We start from the raw sequence: 18,092 nt of genomic DNA, 5'->3' as shown, positions 1-18,092 counted from the left end.
AGTAAGTGACTACTGACTGACCCTTCGGGTAGCGGTGTAGACGTTCATGGTCGGCGGTCTCAGGAAGCCCACGAGGGTGATCCCGGCCTTCTCGGCCAGCGACACCGCCAGTGAGGACGGCGCCGACACGGCCGCCAGCACGGGGATCCCCGCCGCCCACGTCTTCTGGGTGAGCTCGAAGGACGCCCGCCCGCTGACGAGCAGGACGTGCCCGCTCAGCGGCAGCAGCCCCTCGCGCAGGGCGTGGCCGACGACCTTGTCGACCGCGTTGTGCCGTCCCACGTCCTCGCGCAGGCAGCGCAGCTGCCCCTCGGCCGTGAACAGCCCGGCCGCGTGGAGCCCGCCGGTCCTGGAGAACACCGCCTGCGCCTCGCGCAGCAGCCCGGGCAGCGATCCGAGGACCTCGGCGGGCACCCGCGTCTCGTCGGCGGCGACGTCCCAGCGCGCCCGGTGGGCGAGGTCGGCGATGCTCTCCGTCCCGCACACCCCGCAGGCGCTGGAGGTGGGGAAGGCCCGCGCCTTGAAGGCGACCTCCCGGGCGAGGCCCGCGTCCACGACGTTGTAGTCGTCGTCTCCGCAGTGCTTCATCGCCACCAGGTCGTCGCGGCCGCCGATGATCCCCTCGGCGAGCAGGAACCCGGCGACGAGGTCGAAGTCCGCGCCGGGGGTCCGCATGGTGACGGTCAGCTCCCGGCCGCCGACCCTGATCTGGAGCGGCTCCTCGACCGCCAGCGTGTCGACCCGGCTCACGCTGGCGGCGCCGGTCCACCGCTCGACCGGGCGCCTGACCGTGACCCGTCCCACTACGCGCTCTTCACGAGGCGGACCACGACGGACTTCGAGGTCGGCGTGTTGCTGGTGTCGGCGGTGCTGTCCAGCGGGACGAGGACGTTCGTCTCGGGGAAGTAGGCCGCGCAGCAGCCCCTGGCCGTCGGGTAGGACACGGTCCGGAAGCCGTGCGCGATCCGTTCCCCGTCGGACCACTCGCTGACCAGGTCGACGGTCTCCCCGTCGGCCAGGCCGAGGGCCCCGAGGTCGGCGGGGTTCACGAACACGACCTTGCGGCCGCCCCTGATGCCCCGGTAGCGGTCGTCGAGGCCGTAGATCGTGGTGTTGTACTGGTCGTGGCTGCGGACGGTCTGCAGGATCAGCCGGCCCTCCGGCACCCGCAGCACCTCCAGCGGGTTGACCGTGAAGTTGGCCCTCCCCGAGGCGGTGGCGAAGGTGCGGGAGTCGCGCGGGCCGTGCGGCAGGACGAACCCGCCCGGCTCGCGGACCCGCGCGTTGAAGTCGGCGAACCCCGGGACGACCCGCGAGATGTGGTCCCGGATCACGTCGTAGTCGGCCGCCATCTCCTTCCAGCCGAGGTCGAGGTCGAGGGTGGCGGCGGCCAGGTCGCAGACGATGTCGACCTCGGAGCGCATCAGCTTCGACAGCGGGGTGAGGGTGCCGCGCGAGGCGTGGACGGCGCTCATCGAGTCCTCGACGGTCACGAAGCGGCCCGCGTCGTCGTCGGTGCGGCCGAGCGCGGGAAGGATCAGCGCCTGCCGGCCCGTCACGCCGTGCGAGCGGTTCAGTTTGGTGGAGACCTGGACGGTCAGGTCGCAGCCGCGCAGGGCCGCCTCGGTGACGGCGGAGTCGGGGGTGGCGCGCACGAAGTTGCCGCCCATCCCGAAGAAGACCTTCACCCGTCCGTCGCGCATCGCCCGGATGGACTCGACGGTGTCGTGGCCGTGCTCGCGCGGGGGAGTGAACCCGAACTCGGCCCCGAGGGCGTCCAGGAAGGCGGGGGAGGGCTTCTCGTAGATGCCCATGGTGCGGTCGCCCTGGACGTTGGAGTGCCCGCGGACCGGGCAGACCCCCGCGCCGGGCCTGCCGATGTTGCCGCGCAGCAGCAGGAAGTCGACGATCTCGCGGATGGTCGCCACCGAGTTCTTGTGCTGGGTGAGGCCCATCGCCCAGCAGACGATGATCTTCGAGGAGCGCAGGACCTCCTGGTGGACCTGCTCGATCTCCGCCCGCTCGAGGCCGGTCGCCTCCAGGACCTCGGCCCAGTCGAGCTTCGCGGCCGCCGCGGCGAACTCGGGGTAGCCCGCGGTGTGGGCGGCGACGAACTCGTGGTCGACCGCGTCGTCGTCGATGATCAGATGGTTGAGGGCCTGGAAGAAGGCCAGGTCCCCGTTGAGCCGGATCTGGAGGAACAGGTCGGTCAGCCGGGTCCCGTGCCCGGCCAGCCCGGCCGGCTTCTGCGGGTTGTCGAACCGCATCAGCCCCGCCTCGGGCAGCGGGTTGACCGTGACGATCCGCGCGCCCCGCTTCTTGGCCTCCTCCAGCGCCGAGAGCATGCGCGGATGGTTGGTGCCGGGGTTCTGCCCGACCACGAAGACGAGGTCGGCCTCGGGCAGGTCGGTCAGGTGCACCGACCCCTTGCCGATGCCGATCGTCTGGATCAGCGCCGACCCCGACGACTCGTGGCACATGTTCGAGCAGTCCGGCAGGTTGTTGGTGCCGAAGGCGCGGACGAAGAGCTGGTAGGCGAAGGCGGCCTCGTTGCTGGTGCGGCCCGAGGTGTAGAAGACGGCCTCGTCGGGGGAGGCGAGCCCGCGCAGGGTCCTGGCGGTCAGCCCGATCGCCTCGGCCCAGGAGACCGGTTCGTAGTGGGTGGCGCCCTCGCGCAGGAGCATGGGGGAGGTCAGCCTGCCCTGCTGCCCGAGCCAGTAGTCCGAGCCCCGGGCGATCTGGGCGGCCGACTGCCGGGCGAAGAACTCCGGGGTGACCCGGCGGATCGTCGCCTCCTCGGCCACGGCCTTGGCCCCGTTCTCGCAGAATTCCGCGACATGGCGGTGGTCGCCCTCGGGCCAGGCGCAGCCGGGGCAGTCGAAGCCGGACTTCTGGTTCACCCTCAGCAGGGTCTTCGCCGTCCGGGTCACGCCCATCTGCTCGACGGCCATCCGCAGCGCGATCCCCACGGCCGGCAATCCGGCGGCGTGGTCCTTCGGGGCGGTCACGCGGGGTTCGGTCGGACGCTTGCGCGAGGCCATGACGCGGCTCCTGACTGCTGCGGTGCTGTTCAGATCAACACTAGGCGCCTGGGTTGTCCGTTTGGCCGGGGGTGGCCGCGCACTGCGAAAACTGAGAGTGATCAAGATTGAGTTTGGTAGCAGTGGGGCCGGTTTTCCCGCTCCCATTGACGCAAACGTTGTCTAGCAGGGGCTTGTGGACGTCGTGTGACCCGCGTTACGGTACCAAGCGCTTGGTTTGTAAATGCTTCGTTACTACGAGGAGGGGCTGCCGATGGCAAGCGTTCCGGTCCTGGTCACCAGCCGGGTGCGCGGGCTCCTCACCCAGATCGGCGAGTTGTTCATCATCGCCCTGGAAGGGCTGCGACGAACATGGGATGTTCGCAACTGGTTCTGGGAGTTCGTGGAACAGTGCTGGTTCCTCGCACGTGTCACCACGATGCCCGTCATCCTCATCGCGCTGCCGCTCGGTGCGACGGTCGCCCTCCAGGTCGGCGATCTCGCCGGTCAGCTCGGCGCGCAGTCGGCCACCGGTGGCGCGGTCGTGGTCGGCCTCGTCCGTGAGGTCGCACCCATCGCCGCCGCGCTGATCATCGCCGGTGCGGGCGGTTCGGCCATGACCTCGGACATGGGTGCCCGGCGCATCCGTGACGAACTGAGCGCGATGGAGGTGATGGCCGTGAACCCCATTCACCGCCTCGTCACCCCGCGCATGTGGGCGGCCAGCCTCGTCTCCACGATGCTGGCCTCACTCGTGATCCTGTCGGGCGCGATCGGCGGGTTCTTCTTCAACGTTCTCCTGCAGGATGTCACCCCCGGCGCCTACTTCGACGGGGCCCTCTCTCTCCTGCGGGTGTCCGACCTGGTGGTCACCCTGTTCAAGGCCTGGCTCTTCGGCTTCATCGCCGCGATGGTCGCCTGCTACAAGGGCATGACCTGCGAACAGAGCCCGGTCGGGGTGGGCCGCGCGGTCAACCAGGCGACGGTCGTCGCGCTGCTGCTCGTGTTCGGTTTCAACTACGTGATCACCACCATCTACGTCATCGCCTACCCCCCCAAGATCTGAGACCGCATGCTGACCAACGCTCCCCGCAAGGCGGCACTCGGCGCGTCCAGGGGCAGTACCAACGCCGTGAAGAAGGTCGCCGATGTCTCCGGCTGGCCGATCTTCCTCGCGAAGGTCCTCCTGTACTCCGTCCGCGACATCATCTTCCGCTTCAAGTACGCCAAGACCGTCGGCCAGCAGGTCAGCGACATCGTCATCGGTGTCGGCGGCACGGTCGTCGGCGGCGGCATGATCTTCGTGACGTTCACCATGTCGCTGTTCGTCGGCACCGAGGTCGGCCTTCAGGTCTTCACCGGCCTCCAGGTCATCGGGGCCGAGTCGTTCATGGGCCTGGTGGGCAGCTTCATCAACGTCCGCGAGATCACGCCGATCATCGCCTCGATCGCCCTGGCCGCCCAGTGCGGCTCGGCGTTCACCGCCGAGCTGGGCGCCATGCGGATCTCCGAGGAGATCGACGCCCTCGAGGTCATGGGCATCAACTCCTTCGCCTACCTCATCTGCACCCGCGTCGTCGCCGCTCTGATCGCCCTCGTGCCGCTCTACCTCATCGCCCTTTTCGCCAGCTTCTTCGCCACCCGGTTCGTCTCCACCGAGTTCTTCGGCCTCGCGCCCGGCGTCTACGACTACTACTTCCACCTCTACCTGCCGCTGAAGGACCTCGTCTTCAGCTGCATCAAGGTGGCCGTCTTCTCCGTCGCGGTCATCTCGATCCACTGCTACTACGGCTACTACGCCAGCGGCGGCCCGGTCGGCGTGGGCACCGCTGCGGGCCGGGCGATCCGGTTGTCCATCGTCATGATCGTGACCCTGAACCTGCTGCTGTCCTACGTCTTCTGGGGCCAGGGCGGAACGGTGAGGTTGTCCGGATGAACACCGAGCTCTCCCTCGGCACGAGGTTCGCGATCGCGGTCGCCACCATCGTCCTCACCTCCGCGACCCTCTATGTGCTGATCACCAAGCCGTACGAGTCCAAGGGCATGACGCTGACCGCCGAGTTCGGCCAGGCCGGCCAGGGCCTCGGCAAGTCCTCCCCGGTGAAGATCCGCGGCATGCAGGTCGGCCGGGTCAACGAGATCGATCTGCTGCCGAACGGCCGGGCGCTGATCACGATGAGCATCAGCGACGGTCACAAGATCGCCGACACGGTCGTCGCCTCGCTCGAGCCCGCGTCGGTCTTCGGCCCGAAGTTCATCAACCTGATCCCCGGCGAGCACGAGGCCACCGGCCCCTACGTGAAGGCCGGCACCAGGCTCGAGAAGACCACCGACCCGCGTGACCTGAACGACCTGCTGAACGACGCCAACGCCACCCTCGCCCAGCTCGACCCGAAGGACCTCGCCGTGATCGTCCACACCCTCTCCGAGGGCCTGGACGGCGAGGGCGGGGACATCCGCGAGCTGATCGACAACGTCAACAAGATCGTCGACGTCGCCCACGTGAACCGCAAGAACGCCGAGGTCTTCCTCCGCGACCTCGCCAGGCTCGCCCGGATCCAGGGCGCGGGCGACGACATCGGGTCGATCGTCAGCGGCGCCAACGCGGTCATCGACACCGCCGCGAGCGGGAACGGCCGGCTGCGCGGCTTCGCGGACGGCGTCAACGGGGTGTCCGGCATCGTCGCGGGGGGCTTCGACCACCACGGTGACGGTCTCAAGCAGGGCTTCCGCTCGGGGGAGCGGGCGGTCGCCGTGATCGCCGCCCAGCTCGGGCTGGTCGGCACCTCCATCCCGACGATCATCGACCTGCTCCCGACCTACAAGGCCGTCGGCTGGCCGTCCGGTGGCGACCCCGGGCACCGGCTGCTCGCGGTGAAGGTCCTCATCCCCTCGAACCCGTGTCACATCCTTCTCGGCCTCCCGGCGTGCCAGCAGTGGTACGCGACCACCCCGGCCGCGGACAAGAACGCCAAGAAGAAGGGCAACTAGCGGTGGCCCTCACAGAACAGGCGCGGCAGCGGCGCGCGACCTTCCTGAAGCTGATCGCCTTCTTCGCGGTCACCGGGACGCTCACCTTCCTGATCGGCACCCAGATCGCCCGGGTGTCGTTCGGTGGCGGCTACAAGATCACAGCGGTCTTCGACGACGCCAACGGCCTCATCGACGGCGACGTCCTGAAGATCGCCGGCGCTCCCGTCGGCCAGGTGAACTCGATCAAGGTGAAGAACGGCAAGGCCGTGGTCGGCCTGACCGTCCAGGACAAGTACCGGGTACCGGCCGACAGCGAGGTCGCCATCCGCTGGCGCAGCGCGGTCGGCCAGCGGGTGGTCTACCTGATCCCGGGCACCAGCACCGAGAAGATCCGCGACGGCGCGGTCATCACCCGCACCCACTCCGTCGTCGACATCGGCCAGCTCGTCGACCAGCTCGCCCCGCTGGCCAAGAGCCTCAACCCCGAGCAGCTCAACCAGATCCTCATGGCGATCTACCAGGCCCTCGACGGCAACAAGGCCAACGTCACCCACCTGATCAGCAACGTCGACCAGCTGGCCTCGACCATCTCGGCCCGCCGGACGACCCTGAAGCAGCTCCTCGCCGACTACTCGACGGTCACCGGGGTGATCGCCCGGCGCGACACCCAGATCCGCAAGGTCGTCGACGACATCGCCGAGCTGTCCGGCGGCTTCGTCAACAACCGGCAGCTCCTCGACCAGGCGATCGTCCAGCTGGCGAAGATGTTCAAGACCGCCGACAAGCTGATCGGCAAGGACGGCGACCAGCTCGTCCAGGTCGTCGCGGGCCTCGCGGTCATGACCCGGGGCATCGACAAGAACGTCGGCAGCATCCAGGACGTGCTCAAGCTGGCGGGACCCAAGCTCCAGCGCCTGATGAGCATCATGAACGGCGGCAACTACGTCCGGGGCGCGGTGCCCTGCCTGACCCTCATCGACGGCAAGTGCCCCTACCCGGTGGTCCTGAAGAGCTACTCGGGCAACCCGCAGAGCGGCCAGACCATGAAGAAGATGCTCACGGGAGGGAACTGATGGCGCTCAAGTCCTTCCGCGACCGCCCGCCGATCCTGGTCGGCCTGGTCTCCCTCGCCGTCATCGCCGTGGTGATCGGCGCGACGTTCCTCACCGGCACGATGGGCCTGCTGAAGTCCCGCTACGAGATGAGCGGGGTCTTCACCGACACCGGCAACCTGCGCAACGGCAACGACGTGCTGGTGGCGGGCGTCCGGGTCGGCCAGATCACCAGCGTCGAGCCCGACTTCAAGAAGGGCGAGGTGCTGGTGAAGTGGAAGGTCGACACCGGCATCGACCTCGGCCCGAGCACCCGCGCCGAGATCAGGATGGCCAACATCCTCGGCGGCCGGTTCCTGCGGCTGTCGGGCCCGGTCACCAAGCCCTACATGGAGGACGTGCCGAAGTCCCAGCGGCGCATCCCGGTCGACCGCACCAAGGTGCCCACCACGGTCAACGAGGTGCTCAAGGAGGGCACGAAGGCGCTCCAGGGCCTGGACACCAAGACCTTCAGCAAGGTCCTGGACCAGCTCGCCGCCTTCACCCCCGAGGACCGCGACAAGATCGCGCACGCCTTCTCCCAGGTCACCAAGCTCGCCGACGAGTTCAGCGACACCGACGGCAAGGTCACCGAGCTGCTGGACAACAGCGACAAGGTGCTCAAGATCGTCTCGGACAAGGACGCGAAGCTCTCCGAGCTGGTCAACAACGCGATGACGCTCATCGACCAGCTCAAGGAGCGGCGCGCCTACCTGACCACCCTGCTGGGCGGGGGCGGTGAAGCGGTCCAGAGCCTCACCAAGCTGATCACCACCAAGCAGAAGGCCCTGAACGACATCATCGCCGACCTCGACCACACGCTGAAGACGATCGATCCGAACATCGCCCAGCTCAACACGGCGCTGGCCTGGGCGGGGCCCTCGCTCCAGTCCTTCGCCGGCATCGCCGACCAGGGCAACTACCTCGACACGATCTTCTCGCAGATGGGTCAGCTCTCCCCGTCCGACCTCGGCAAACTGGCAGAGCAGCTCGGAGGGAAGAAATGAAGCGCCTGGTCGCGGCCGCGGCCGCGCTCCTCGTGGTGACCGCTTCGGGCGGCTGCTCGGTCGTCGGCGGCGGCGGGACCTACAAGCTGACGGTCTACTTCGCCAAGACGCCCTCCCTCTACGAGCAGTCCCGGGTGAAGGTCCTCGGCGCCAACGTCGGCACCATCGACAAGATCGACATCGACGAGCCGAACAACCGGGTCAAGGTCACCCTCAGCGTGAAGGACAGCGTCCCGGTCCCGAACGACGTGCACGCCGCGATCCTGTCGGCCAGCACCATCGGCGAGCGGAACATCATCCTGTACCCGCCGTGGAAGCCGGGCATGGCCAAGGCGAACGACGGGCACGTGATCCAGCAGGACCAGACCGATCTGCCGGTCGAGATCGACGACGCCCTGGCGGCCTTCACCAGCCTCGCCAAGAACGTCGACCCGACCCGGCTGCGCGACACCTTCAAGGGCGGCGCCGACCTGCTGCGGGACAACGGCAAGGACATCAACCACGCCGTCCAGACCCTCGGCACGTTCACCGACAAGCTCGCCGCCCAGGACCAGCGGATCGTGAACCTCGCGACCAAGCTGAACGACCTGGCCGGATCGCTGAACCGGCGGGACCAGAAGCTGAAGGCCCTGTTCAACGCCTTCAACTCCGTCGGCGGCCAGCTCGCCGACGAGCGCAACCGGATGCAGGCCTTCCTCAGCGGCCTCGAGTCGATCATCACCCAGGGCGACGTCCTGGTGCAGAACTACAACGAGAAACTGCCGAGCACGATCGCGAACGTCTCGGAGATCGTGATGACGCTCAAGGCCAACAGCGCCTCGGTGGCCCTGGCCATCAAGAGCTTCTCCACCTTCACCGACACCGTGGTCAAGGCCTACGACCAGCGGCGGCACGTGATCACCGTCCGGCTCCAGCTGAACGCGATCACCCGAGCCTGGCTCCAGCCGATCTTCGACGCGATGAACTGGGGCCCCGTCCCCTGCACCGGCAAGCCGTTCGGAAACTGCAAGGGGACGATCAAGAAGTCCTCGACCGGCAAGAACCAGGGCAAGAACAAGAAGGCGGGAGCGCCGTGAAGAAGCTTCTCGCCGTAGGGCTGATCGCGGTCTCGACCTCCGCGTGCTCGGTCCAGACGCTCGGCGCCCCCAAGGGCGGCTTCGAGTTCACCGCCGAGTTCGACGACGTCCAGAACCTCGTCGTCGGGCACAGCGTCCAGGTCTCCGACGTCCGCATCGGCACCGTCATCTCGATCAAGGTCGATCCGCAGTTCCACGCGCACGTGACGATGCAGCTCTCGCCCGGGCGCAAGCTCCCCCAGGGGGTGACCGCGACGATCGCGAAGACCTCGCTGCTCGGCGAGAACTACGTGAAGATCGGGCTGCCGGCGGGCGCGAACATGGAGTCCGGGCCGTTCATGCCCGAGCACTTCGACATCAAGGACACCGGGGTCCAGCCCGACCTGGAGTCGATCACCGAGAAGGTCGGGCCGATCCTCGCCGCGATCGGCGGCGACGACCTGCACACGATCGTCGACTCGCTCGCGACCGCCCTGAAGGACAAGGGCCCCGACCTGAACGCGCTGATCCGCAAGCTCAGGGAGACGACCGACAGCTACGCCAAGGCCGACGACGACATCGACGCCGTCATCGTGGGCCTGGCCCGGCTCGGCAGCTCGCTGGCCAAGAGCGGCGACCAGCTCGACCGGCTGCCCGGCCGCCTGGAGCTCGCGACCCAGCGGATCCAGGCCGACAAGAAGGAGCTGAAGGCGGCCGTCCAGTCGCTGGTCCACCTGGGCGAGTCCTTCAACTCCAAGGTCCACGACGAGCACGCGACCCGGATGCAGAACCTCCTGCACAAGCTCGACCGGGTCCTCAAGTCGATGGTCCGCGGCCGGCAGGAACTGAAGACCCTCACCAAGGACCTGTACACCGGCATGCTCGCCGCCCCGTCCATGACCTACCAGGGCGAGGGCCTCATGCAGGCCTGGCTGGCCGGGTTCCTGCCCTTCGAAACCAACGCCAAGCACATCACCGCCAACGGCGGCCGGGGCGAGACCATCCCGGCGCTGAACGACTCCGTGCGGCGCAGCCTCGGCCTGCAGAACCAGGAGGACTGATGCGTCCCCGGATCCTCCTCAACCTCGGGGCCTTCGTGGTCCTCGGCATCGTCCTGATCATCTGGGCGCTGACCAGCATCGTGACGGTCGACGCGATCAGGAAGCCGTTCACGGTCAGCGCCGAATTCGAGAACTCGCCCGGGTTGCGGCCCGACCTCGAGGTCGCCTACCTGGGCGTCAAGGTCGGCTCGGTCCACGACGTCAAACTCGCCACCGGCAAGGTCATCGTGCGGATGCACCTGGACCGCGGGGTGCGGGTGCCGTCCAACGTGGACGCCTCGGTGCTGCGCAAGTCGGCCGTCGGCGAGCCCTACATCGAGATGGACCCGCCCCAGGGCGCTCCCGAGCGTCCGCTGAAGGGCGGCGACCTCATCCCGATCGCCCGCACCCATGTCGCGGTCGAGTACAAGGAGCTGTTCAACCGGGTCGGCGACCTGCTCAAGGCCGTCGATCCCGAGGACGCCCGGGTCCTCACCCACGAGCTGGCGCTCGGCCTGGAGGGCCGCGACCAGACCTTCCGCGACCTGGTCGGCGACGCCCACCAGCTGACCGGGACCCTCGCCGCGAACGCGAAGGTCCTCGACGACCTGTCGGTCCAGCTCACCCAGCTCACCAGGGTCCTGTCCAGCGGGGGACCCGCCCTCGCCGGTGGCCTGGACGGCCTCGCGACCTTCATGGACGCGCTCAAGGCGTCCCGGCAGGACCTCGACGGGGTGCTGGCCCGCGGTCCCCAGTTCCTCGGCAACGTCCAGGAACTGCTGAACAACGCCCGTCCGAGCTTCCGCTGCCTGTTCTCCGCGCTCGCCTGGCAGGCGCCGTCGGTGTTCAACAGGGACGCCGCCAAGGAGCTCCAGCACGCTCTCGGCCTGCTCAACAACGAACTGCCGCAGGTCGCGCACGACGTGGTCCGCAAGGAGCCCAAGACGGGCAACATCTACGCCAACGTCACCATCGCTCTCACCGTCGCGGGCCCCGTCGAGGCGGCCAAGGAGTTCATCAGGCCGATCTCCGGGCCGTCGACGCCCGACCTGTACTACTGCAAGGCCAATCCGGTCACCGCCAAGGACAAGAAGAAGAAGGACGCCGAGCAGGAGGCGGCGCAGCCGGCTCCTGCCGCCGCCCAGCCCGGCCAGTTCACCGCGGTGAAGGCCCCGACGACCACCGAGACCGAGCAGGCCTCGGAATCCTCGCCGGTGGGCAGGTGGCTGCCGGTCCTGCCGATCGCCCTCGCCGCGATCGTGCTGAGCTTGACGGCCCGGCGTACCCTTCGAGTCGCGCGCCGCCGCTCCGGCCGCTAACCCCCTTTGGAGACGATCATGACCAGCAAGGCAACCGGCGCCGACGTCGAGACCACCGACGCGGAGGTCACCGAGGAGGCCCCTGCGGCGGAGTCCACTGCGGTGGAGGGCACTGCGGCGGAGTCCACCGAGGAGCCCGTCTTCGAGAAGGACGAGGCGGACGCCGCCGTCCCGGAGAAGGACGAGCCCGCCGAGGCGGAGGCGGCCCCCGCAGGGAAGGCCGCCACGGCGGAGAAGGCCGTGAAGGAGGAGCGGAAGGCGCGCAGGATCAGCCTCGACGACCGGTTCGTCGCGGTCGCGGTGCTGCTGGCGCTGACCGCCTCGATCGTCACGGCGGCGTTCATGTGGCGGGCCTGGGACGGAGCGAAGTCCGACCTGGACGCCCAGAAGGACGTCCGCACCAAGGCCGGCGAGTACGCCAACACCTTCCTGACCTACGACTACAACGATCTCGACGGCTGGCAGAAGCGGATGGAGGAGATGTCCTCTCCCGACTACCGCAAGGCCATGGGCGGCGCCCTCGCCGAGCAGAAGCCGATCATCCTCCAGAGCAAGGCGGTCGCGACCACGACCGTCCGCGACGTGTTCATCGCCGAGATCGACGGCACTACGGCCAAGGCCATCGTCGTCTCCGACCACGAGGTCAAGAGCACCGCGGGCACCTCCACCCAGGCCGGGATGCGCACCTACCTCGAGCTGATCAAGAAGAAGGGCGCGTGGCTGGTCAACGGCATGGGCTTCCAGGGGCTCGACAGCCAGCAGGCGACCGACCCCAACGGCAACCCGATCACCGCCGACCAGTCGGTGGTGCCCTCGCCCTCCGCCTCGGCCAAGCCCTGATCTTCCCGGGGTGAAGGTTCGCGGTGGTACGCGGCTGTGTGAGAACTTAGCGGGATGGAACTGCCGCAGCGGATCTCCGTCGGATACGCGCCGCTGGTCGCCCTCTACCAGTTGCTGGACGCCCGGGCCCACGAGCCGGGGCGTCCGGCGGAGCGCACGGACTGGGCGGCCCGGCTGACGGCGCTGCGCGTCCTGCGCGAAGGGGCGACCCCCGGCGACGCGGACGCGCTCGTCACGGCCCTGCTCGACCCCGCGGACCGGGACGTGCGGCACGTCGCGGTCTCCACCCGGCCCGAACGCCTCGGTGATCTCGTCGCCGAGGCCCTTCGCTTCGGCGAGCGGGTGCTGCTGTTCGCGGATCCGGGCCGGGTCCCCGCCGGGCTCCTGGCGGTGGACGGCCTGCTGCGCCCGGTCGGAGCGCGGTGGGAGGAGGAGCTTCGGTCGCTCCGGCATGATCTGCTCATCCTCGACCAGGGCCCGGCCGACCGTGCCGCCCTGCGGTCGGTGGAGGCCGGCAACGCCAACCGGACGACCGTCGACGCCGCCCTGACCGAGCGGCTGCGGGTGGGGATCGTCCAGGCCGAGGCGGAGGTGGAGCGCACCGCCGGGGCGGCGGAGGCGGCCGTCGCCGCCCAGATCGCGGCGTTCGAGGAGGAGAAGGACGCCACGGCGGAGGCCGCCCGGTGCCTGACGGTGTTCACCGAGGCCCGCGACCTCGCCGACGGCGCGGCGCGCAAGGCCGAGGCCGCCGTGACCACGGCCAACGGGTCGGCCGCCCGCTGCCGCGATCTGGAGCAGCGCATCGCCGGGGCGCGGAACGAGATCTCCCGGGCCCGGCAGGTCGAGGCCGACCTCGAGCAGAGGCTGGAGCAGGCCAGGGGGGCGCTGCCCGGTGCCACCGCCGAGGCCGAACGGCTCAAGGAGGCCGCCAACGAGGCCGAGGCGCTGCGCCACCACACGGTCTACCGGGTGGCGTCCGCGGAGTCGGCGCTGGCGGCCGAGCGCAAGAAGCAGAACTGGGGGCAGCGCCTGCATGTCACCCAGGCCAATCCCGAGATCAGGGCCAAGCGCGACGACCTGGCCCAGAAGCGGCGGGAGGCGGAGCAGGCCGTCGAGCGGGCGGTCCTGCTCGACGAGCAGCGCAGGCTCGCCGAGGGGGAGCGGGCCGGGATGGCCGCGTTCCTGGAGAGCGGCGGCCGTGACCTGGCCGCCGCTCAGGAGGCCCAGCGGCGCCACACCGAGGAGATCCCGGCGCTGGAGAACGAGCTGTCCCTGGCCAGGACCGATCACGCGACGCACGCGGGGCTGGCCACCGAGGCCGTCGCCGCCGCCAACCGGGCCGCGGAACCGGCGGAGGAGGCCCGGCGGACGGGCATCGCGGCCGAGGCCGCGCTGACCCGCGCCAGGGCCGCCCTGGAGGCGGCCAAGGCCGCGACGGAGCGGCTGAAGGGCGAGGAGGAGCAGGCCGTCGCCCGGCTCGGTGAGGCCGAGACCGCCCTCACCGAGCAGGAGGAGCGCGCGGCCGCCGCGGCGGAGAACGGCAGGGCCGACCTGGCCGCCGCGATGGAGACGGTGGAGCGCAGCGGCGAGCGGATCGCCGCGATCCTCGGGGAGGAGGCCGAGCCGGAGTTCCGCGAGCGGGCCGCCCGCCGGATGGAGCTGCTGACCGCCGATCCCGCCGCCGCGGCCTCGGTGATCTGCACCACCCCCGACGCGGTGCCGCCCGGCCCCTACGACGTGCTGATCGTGGACCGCGCGGAACGGATCACCGATGGTGATCTCCTGCTCGGCGCGGTGCACGCCAGGCGCTGCGTCCTCGTCGGGAAGCCGGGGGCCGAGGGACCCGGCGTCGACCCGGGCTTCAACGACCTGCTGGAGGCGCTCTCGGCGCTCCAGGCCGCGGGCAGCGGCGGGCGGACCCAGATCGTCGGCTCGGAGAGCTACGGCCCGTCGGTGAAGGCGGAAGTGGAGCGGCTGCGCTCCACCGGCCTGTGGGACGGCTACTACGCCGAGCTCCACGGCAAGATCGTCCGGCGTCTCAACGGTCTCGGCCTGGTCGCGGACGACGCGCTGGCCACCGCGGTCAGCGAGCGGCTCACCACCAGCGCCTTCCAGCGGTGCCTGGATATTGGTACGTGACATATCGCAACAAATGGCACACTTGCACCATGCTGGGGATCACCGACCTGCCGACGTACGTCATCGGCACCGTACTGATCGTGCTCCTGCCGGGGCCGAACTCGCTCTATGTGCTGTCGACGGCGGCCCGGCGCGGCGTGCGCCGCGGCTACCGGGCGGCGGGCGGGGTGTTCCTGGGGGACTCGCTGCTGATGGCGGCGGCCGCGCTGGGCGCGGCCTCGCTGCTGAAGACCAACGCCTTCGTGTTCGGCATCGTGAAGTACGCGGGGGCGGCCTACCTGGCCTGGCTGGCGTTCGGCATGATCAGGAGCGCGCTCACCATGTGGCGGGAGCGGCGGCGCCCGGCCGGCGGGGGAGAGGCCGTGGCCGAGGAGGAGCCCGCCGAGGAGCGGCCCTTCCGGCGGGCGCTGCTGATCAGCCTGCTGAACCCCAAGGCGATCCTGTTCTTCATCTCGTTCTTCGTGCAGTTCGTCGACCCCGGTTACCCGGCGCCCGCGCTGTCGTTCCTGGCTCTCGGCGTCATCCTGCAGTTCTTCAGCGTCCTGTACCTGACCATGCTGATCTTCAGCGGGACACGGCTCGCGAACGCCTTCAAGCGGCGCCGCCGCCTGTCGGCCACCGCGACGACCGCCGTCGGCGCGGGCTTCCTGGGCTTCGCCGCCAAGCTCGCGACCTCATCGGTCGGCTGACGTTCATCGGCCGGTACTGATCGGCGCCGGGCGGCCGCGTCTCCGGCCGGCCGGGCCGATGGGCTAGCGCTCCGTGGAAACCAGGCCGTCCTGGTCGTCCTCGATCGGTTCGGCCGGGGCGAGGGTGCGCATCTCGCCGGTGTGGTCGGGGTTCCACACGCTGCGCACCGACCACCGTCCGCGCCGGACGGCCGCGGGGCCGCCGCGCAGGGCCCACCGGCCCGGGCGGGCCATCAGCGGCCCGCCTTCAGGTCCTTGCGAGCCTGATCGGCCAGCTCATGGATCTTGGCCTCCGTCTCCTTGAGCCTCGCCTCCGCGGCGGCGGTCCGCGCGGCGGCCGCCTTCTCTCGTTGGGTCACCCGACGTCCCTGGAACTTCTTCAGCCACTTCATGGACCGCTAGGTGCCCGGAAAATCGGCTTGTATTCAGAAGTGTCGGGCTTGGTGATCGAGAACACGAAAGAGGTGCGGGGCCTGTAGGCACCGCACCTCTTCCGTTCTCTCCCTCATCCCCAGGGTCTGTGCGCTACCGCGACGAGGTCAGCTCCGCGTTGGTCTCGTGGGTGGCGGTCACCGCGGTGTGCATGTCGGTCCAGAAGGCGAAGTCCTCGTCGTCCTTGAGGTGCTGGATGCGTCCCCAGAACTCGCGGTCCTCGACCTCGGCGGCGACGGCGGCGGACAGCGCGGGCATCATCATGGTGCCCTGCTCCGCCTCCTCGAAGTCGTAGTGGTTCATGCCGGCCGGCAGCTCGACGGGCGGCGCGCCGGAGGTGCGGTGGTGGCGCCCCTTCTTGCGGACGCGCACCTCGGGGGCGGCGGCCACGGCGGCCGGGACCCGGACGGCGGCGGCCTTGGCGACGCCGAGCGCGAGGACCGCGAGCACCGCGATGCCGATCGCGCCGGTCAGCGCCGCCTCCTTGATGGGCAGCTCGTGCGGCGAGGGCTCCGAGACGTCCTGCGCCTGGCCCGAGGTCGTCAGCACGGACTGGGAGTCCGTCATGTACTGCTGCGGCGTCGGGGCGGGGGCGGCGTGCTTGGGCGTGTAGGAGGTCTCCGTGCGGACGGGGGCGACCTTCACCTTGCCGGGCAGGCCGTAGACCGCGACCTGGTCGGTGCTGCGGGTCTTGTACATCACCTGGTCGTCGGCATTGCCCTCGAGCGCCTGGAAGGTGCCGTCGGAGTAGACCTTGGTGATGATGCCGACGTGCGAGACGCCGTCGACGTCCTTGCCGCCCGACCAGTCGTAGAAGACGATCGCGCCGGGCTCGGGCTTGGAGGCCGTCGCCTTCTGGTCCTTGAACCACTGCGCGTGCTTGGGGGTCGAGGCGAACAGGCCGGTGCTGGAGGTGGTCCCCGCCTGGTCGGACAGGTAGGAGATGAACATGTCGCACCACGGCGCGTCGTTGAAGTACGAATCGTGGTCGGCGTCGATGTTCTTGGTCCACCACTCGCCGAACTTGGTCGTACCGTCCGACCGCTCGCTGTAGCCGAGCTCTTTCTTCGCGAGCTCGAGCAGCTTCTGGCCAACGGGATCCACTGGGTACTTCTCCTGTCCGCAACCCTCGGGGGTTGATCACGGGTTGATCTCGGATGAATGTACTGAACGTAACGCGCCACGGCAAGCGGATCCGGCAGATCGGTCGGCACAGACTAAATGCCTGGACGGGATGGGTGGGACGGCTGGCATGATGGCCGGTCGGAGGTAATGAACCAGATGACTGTCGAGCCTTACAGGAAGGTCCTCGCCCTGCCCGGCGTCCGGGTGCTGCTGTTCGTCGGGCTGCTGGCCCGCATCCCGATCACCGCGGCCGGGCTGACCCTGACCCTGCATGTGGTTCATGAGCTCCAGCTGGGCTTCTTCCGCGCGGGAATCGTCGGTGCCGCCTCGACGCTGGGCGTCGCGCTGGGGTCGCCGGTGGCCGGGCGCTTCGTCGACCGGTACGGGCTGCGTCCGGTCCTCGTCGTGACGACCGTCGCGCAGGTCGGTTTCTGGTTCACCGCCCCGCACCTGTCCTACTGGCCGCTCGTCGCGGGGGCACTCGTCGGAGGCGCGCTGTCGCTGCCCGTGTTCGGCGTGGTGCGGCAGTGCATCGCCGCGATGGTCCCGGCCGACCAGCGGCGTCCCGCCTTCGCCCTCGACAGCATGCTGGTCGAGGTCTCCTACATGGTCGGGCCCGCGGCGGCCGTCGCGGGCGTCACGGGTGCCGGCGGCCTCTGGACGATGGGGGCCATCGCCGTCGGCCTGCTCGCCGCCGGGGCCGGGCTGCTGATGCTGAACCCGCCGACACGCGCCGAGGACGAGGAGGAGACGGGCGGCAGGCCGGTGCCCCGCCGGGTGTGGCTGACTCCGGCGACGTTCGGCCTGTTCGGCGTGGTCTTCGCGACCACGTTCATCCTGTCGGCGACCGAGCTCGGCATCGTCGCGGCGCTCAAGGCCGACGGCGCCGAGACCTGGACCGGGCTGTTCATCGCGGTCTGGTGCCTGTGGTCGCTGGTCGGCGGCTTCGTCTACGGGGCTTTGCCGCGCGCCGTCTCGCCGCTGGTCATGGTGGCGCTGATGGGCGCGCTGACCGCGCCGGTCGGCCTGGTCGGCGGCTGGCCCTGGCTGGCGGTGGCGCTGGTCCCGGCCGGTCTGCTGTGCTCGCCCGCCCTGTCGAGCACGATCGACACCCTCAGCCGCTGGGTGCCCTCCTCGGCGAGGGGCGAGGCGATGGGCCTGCACGGCACCGCCCTGACGCTCGGCGTCGCGGCCTCGGGGCCGACCGCGGGCTCGGTCATCGACGCCCACGGCGCCGGCTGGGGCTTCGCCCTGGCCGGGACGCTCGGCGTCGTCATGGTCCTGCTGGCGCTGCCCGCCTGGCGCACCGCCCGGGTGCTCGAACCCGAGGGAGAGCGCGAGCCCGTCGCGGCGTGAAGCGCC

Annotated in this window: 17 protein-coding genes; 12 read left to right on the top strand and 5 right to left on the bottom strand. The window is 69.7% G+C overall.

All coding sequences use genetic code 11. The features are described 5' to 3' along the window. Positions 1 to 9: 9 nt before the first annotated feature. Positions 10 to 804 carry a formate dehydrogenase accessory sulfurtransferase FdhD gene (gene fdhD, locus ABD785_RS02770; protein WP_344821714.1) on the bottom strand — a complete coding sequence of 265 codons (795 nt, stop codon included), beginning with the start codon at positions 802 to 804 and terminating at the stop codon, positions 10 to 12. Continuing rightward, a complete protein-coding gene (locus ABD785_RS02765; RefSeq protein WP_344821712.1) occupies positions 804 to 3,041 on the bottom strand; it encodes an FdhF/YdeP family oxidoreductase in 2,238 nt (745 codons plus the stop codon). Before ABD785_RS02765 ends, fdhD begins: the two co-directional genes overlap by 1 nt. Before the next feature lie 253 nt (positions 3,042 to 3,294). Here ABD785_RS02765 and ABD785_RS02760 point away from each other — a divergent pair, with 253 nt between their 5' ends. From ABD785_RS02760 to leuE, 11 genes are read left to right on the top strand one after another with little or no spacing between them, the layout of a single operon-like run. Continuing rightward, a complete protein-coding gene (locus tag ABD785_RS02760; RefSeq protein ID WP_344821710.1) occupies positions 3,295 to 4,086 on the top strand; it encodes an MlaE family ABC transporter permease in 792 nt (263 codons plus the stop codon). A gap of 6 nt (positions 4,087 to 4,092) precedes the next feature. Continuing rightward, positions 4,093 to 4,956, top strand: coding sequence for an ABC transporter permease (locus tag ABD785_RS02755; protein ID WP_344821708.1), 864 nt, complete (start codon positions 4,093 to 4,095; stop codon positions 4,954 to 4,956). After that, positions 4,953 to 6,011, top strand: coding sequence for an MlaD family protein (locus ABD785_RS02750; RefSeq protein WP_344821706.1), 1,059 nt, complete (start codon positions 4,953 to 4,955; stop codon positions 6,009 to 6,011). The genes ABD785_RS02755 and ABD785_RS02750 overlap by 4 nt, the downstream gene beginning before the upstream one ends. Before the next feature lie 2 nt (positions 6,012 to 6,013). Further along, entirely contained in the window at positions 6,014 to 7,066 is a 1,053-nt protein-coding gene (locus ABD785_RS02745; protein WP_344821704.1) for an MCE family protein, read from the top strand. Continuing rightward, positions 7,066 to 8,091 carry an MlaD family protein gene (locus ABD785_RS02740; protein ID WP_344821702.1) on the top strand — a complete coding sequence of 342 codons (1,026 nt, stop codon included), beginning with the start codon at positions 7,066 to 7,068 and terminating at the stop codon, positions 8,089 to 8,091. The genes ABD785_RS02745 and ABD785_RS02740 overlap by 1 nt, the downstream gene beginning before the upstream one ends. Continuing rightward, positions 8,088 to 9,167 (top strand): MCE family protein, encoded by a 1,080-nt coding sequence (locus ABD785_RS02735; protein ID WP_344821700.1) that lies wholly within the window; start codon positions 8,088 to 8,090, stop codon positions 9,165 to 9,167. Before ABD785_RS02740 ends, ABD785_RS02735 begins: the two co-directional genes overlap by 4 nt. Continuing rightward, a complete protein-coding gene (locus ABD785_RS02730) occupies positions 9,164 to 10,207 on the top strand; it encodes an MlaD family protein (RefSeq protein WP_344821698.1) in 1,044 nt (347 codons plus the stop codon). The genes ABD785_RS02735 and ABD785_RS02730 overlap by 4 nt, the downstream gene beginning before the upstream one ends. After that, complete coding sequence (locus ABD785_RS02725; RefSeq protein ID WP_344821696.1) at positions 10,207 to 11,505, top strand: MCE family protein; 1,299 nt, start codon at positions 10,207 to 10,209, stop codon at positions 11,503 to 11,505. The genes ABD785_RS02730 and ABD785_RS02725 overlap by 1 nt, the downstream gene beginning before the upstream one ends. 18 nt (positions 11,506 to 11,523) lie before the next feature. Continuing rightward, complete coding sequence (locus ABD785_RS02720) at positions 11,524 to 12,345, top strand: hypothetical protein (RefSeq protein WP_344821694.1); 822 nt, start codon at positions 11,524 to 11,526, stop codon at positions 12,343 to 12,345. Between the two features lie 54 nt (positions 12,346 to 12,399). Beyond that, positions 12,400 to 14,484 carry a hypothetical protein gene (locus ABD785_RS02715; protein ID WP_344821691.1) on the top strand — a complete coding sequence of 695 codons (2,085 nt, stop codon included), beginning with the start codon at positions 12,400 to 12,402 and terminating at the stop codon, positions 14,482 to 14,484. Between the two features lie 29 nt (positions 14,485 to 14,513). Beyond that, entirely contained in the window at positions 14,514 to 15,173 is a 660-nt protein-coding gene (gene leuE, locus ABD785_RS02710; RefSeq protein ID WP_344821689.1) for a leucine efflux protein LeuE, read from the top strand. A gap of 63 nt (positions 15,174 to 15,236) precedes the next feature. On the opposite strand, the gene ABD785_RS02705 is transcribed toward leuE, so the two are convergent. The 3 genes from ABD785_RS02705 to ABD785_RS02695 all read right to left on the bottom strand — a co-directional run bounded on the left by ABD785_RS02705 (position 15,237) and on the right by ABD785_RS02695 (position 16,709). Then, positions 15,237 to 15,407, bottom strand: coding sequence for a hypothetical protein (locus ABD785_RS02705; RefSeq protein ID WP_344821687.1), 171 nt, complete (start codon positions 15,405 to 15,407; stop codon positions 15,237 to 15,239). Further along, positions 15,407 to 15,532 (bottom strand): hypothetical protein, encoded by a 126-nt coding sequence (locus ABD785_RS02700; RefSeq protein WP_344821684.1) that lies wholly within the window; start codon positions 15,530 to 15,532, stop codon positions 15,407 to 15,409. The genes ABD785_RS02705 and ABD785_RS02700 overlap by 1 nt, the downstream gene beginning before the upstream one ends. Positions 15,533 to 15,698: 166 nt before the next feature. Then, positions 15,699 to 16,709: a CHAP domain-containing protein gene (locus tag ABD785_RS02695; protein WP_344821682.1), complete on the bottom strand. Its 1,011-nt coding sequence runs from the start codon at positions 16,707 to 16,709 to the stop codon at positions 15,699 to 15,701. Between the two features lie 177 nt (positions 16,710 to 16,886). Here ABD785_RS02695 and ABD785_RS02690 point away from each other — a divergent pair, with 177 nt between their 5' ends. Continuing rightward, positions 16,887 to 18,086 carry an MFS transporter gene (locus ABD785_RS02690; protein WP_344821680.1) on the top strand — a complete coding sequence of 400 codons (1,200 nt, stop codon included), beginning with the start codon at positions 16,887 to 16,889 and terminating at the stop codon, positions 18,084 to 18,086. The last annotated feature ends 6 nt before the right edge of the window (positions 18,087 to 18,092 follow it).

This window comes from Actinocorallia longicatena, assembly GCF_039534125.1.
In the GTDB taxonomy this organism is placed as follows: domain Bacteria; phylum Actinomycetota; class Actinomycetes; order Streptosporangiales; family Streptosporangiaceae; genus Actinocorallia; species Actinocorallia longicatena.
Note: the sequence above shows the minus strand (reverse complement) of the source record. Positions and strands in the feature narration are given on the sequence as shown.

Bases quoted from the DNA above. Each gene is read 5' to 3' on its own strand.
- ABD785_RS02765 (WP_344821712.1), bottom strand. From the start codon at position 3,041: ATGGCCTCGCGCAAGCGTCCGACCGAACCCCGCGTGACCGCCCCGAAG.
- ABD785_RS02690 (WP_344821680.1), top strand. From the start codon at position 16,887: ATGACTGTCGAGCCTTACAGGAAGGTCCTCGCCCTGCCCGGCGTCCGG.
- ABD785_RS02720 (WP_344821694.1), top strand. From the start codon at position 11,524: ATGACCAGCAAGGCAACCGGCGCCGACGTCGAGACCACCGACGCGGAG.
- ABD785_RS02735 (WP_344821700.1), top strand. From the start codon at position 8,088: ATGAAGCGCCTGGTCGCGGCCGCGGCCGCGCTCCTCGTGGTGACCGCT.
- ABD785_RS02740 (WP_344821702.1), top strand. From the start codon at position 7,066: ATGGCGCTCAAGTCCTTCCGCGACCGCCCGCCGATCCTGGTCGGCCTG.
- ABD785_RS02755 (WP_344821708.1), top strand. From the start codon at position 4,093: ATGCTGACCAACGCTCCCCGCAAGGCGGCACTCGGCGCGTCCAGGGGC.
- ABD785_RS02760 (WP_344821710.1), top strand. From the start codon at position 3,295: ATGGCAAGCGTTCCGGTCCTGGTCACCAGCCGGGTGCGCGGGCTCCTC.
- ABD785_RS02725 (WP_344821696.1), top strand. From the start codon at position 10,207: ATGCGTCCCCGGATCCTCCTCAACCTCGGGGCCTTCGTGGTCCTCGGC.
- ABD785_RS02705 (WP_344821687.1), bottom strand. From the start codon at position 15,407: ATGGCCCGCCCGGGCCGGTGGGCCCTGCGCGGCGGCCCCGCGGCCGTC.
- ABD785_RS02715 (WP_344821691.1), top strand. From the start codon at position 12,400: ATGGAACTGCCGCAGCGGATCTCCGTCGGATACGCGCCGCTGGTCGCC.
- ABD785_RS02750 (WP_344821706.1), top strand. From the start codon at position 4,953: ATGAACACCGAGCTCTCCCTCGGCACGAGGTTCGCGATCGCGGTCGCC.
- leuE (WP_344821689.1), top strand. From the start codon at position 14,514: ATGCTGGGGATCACCGACCTGCCGACGTACGTCATCGGCACCGTACTG.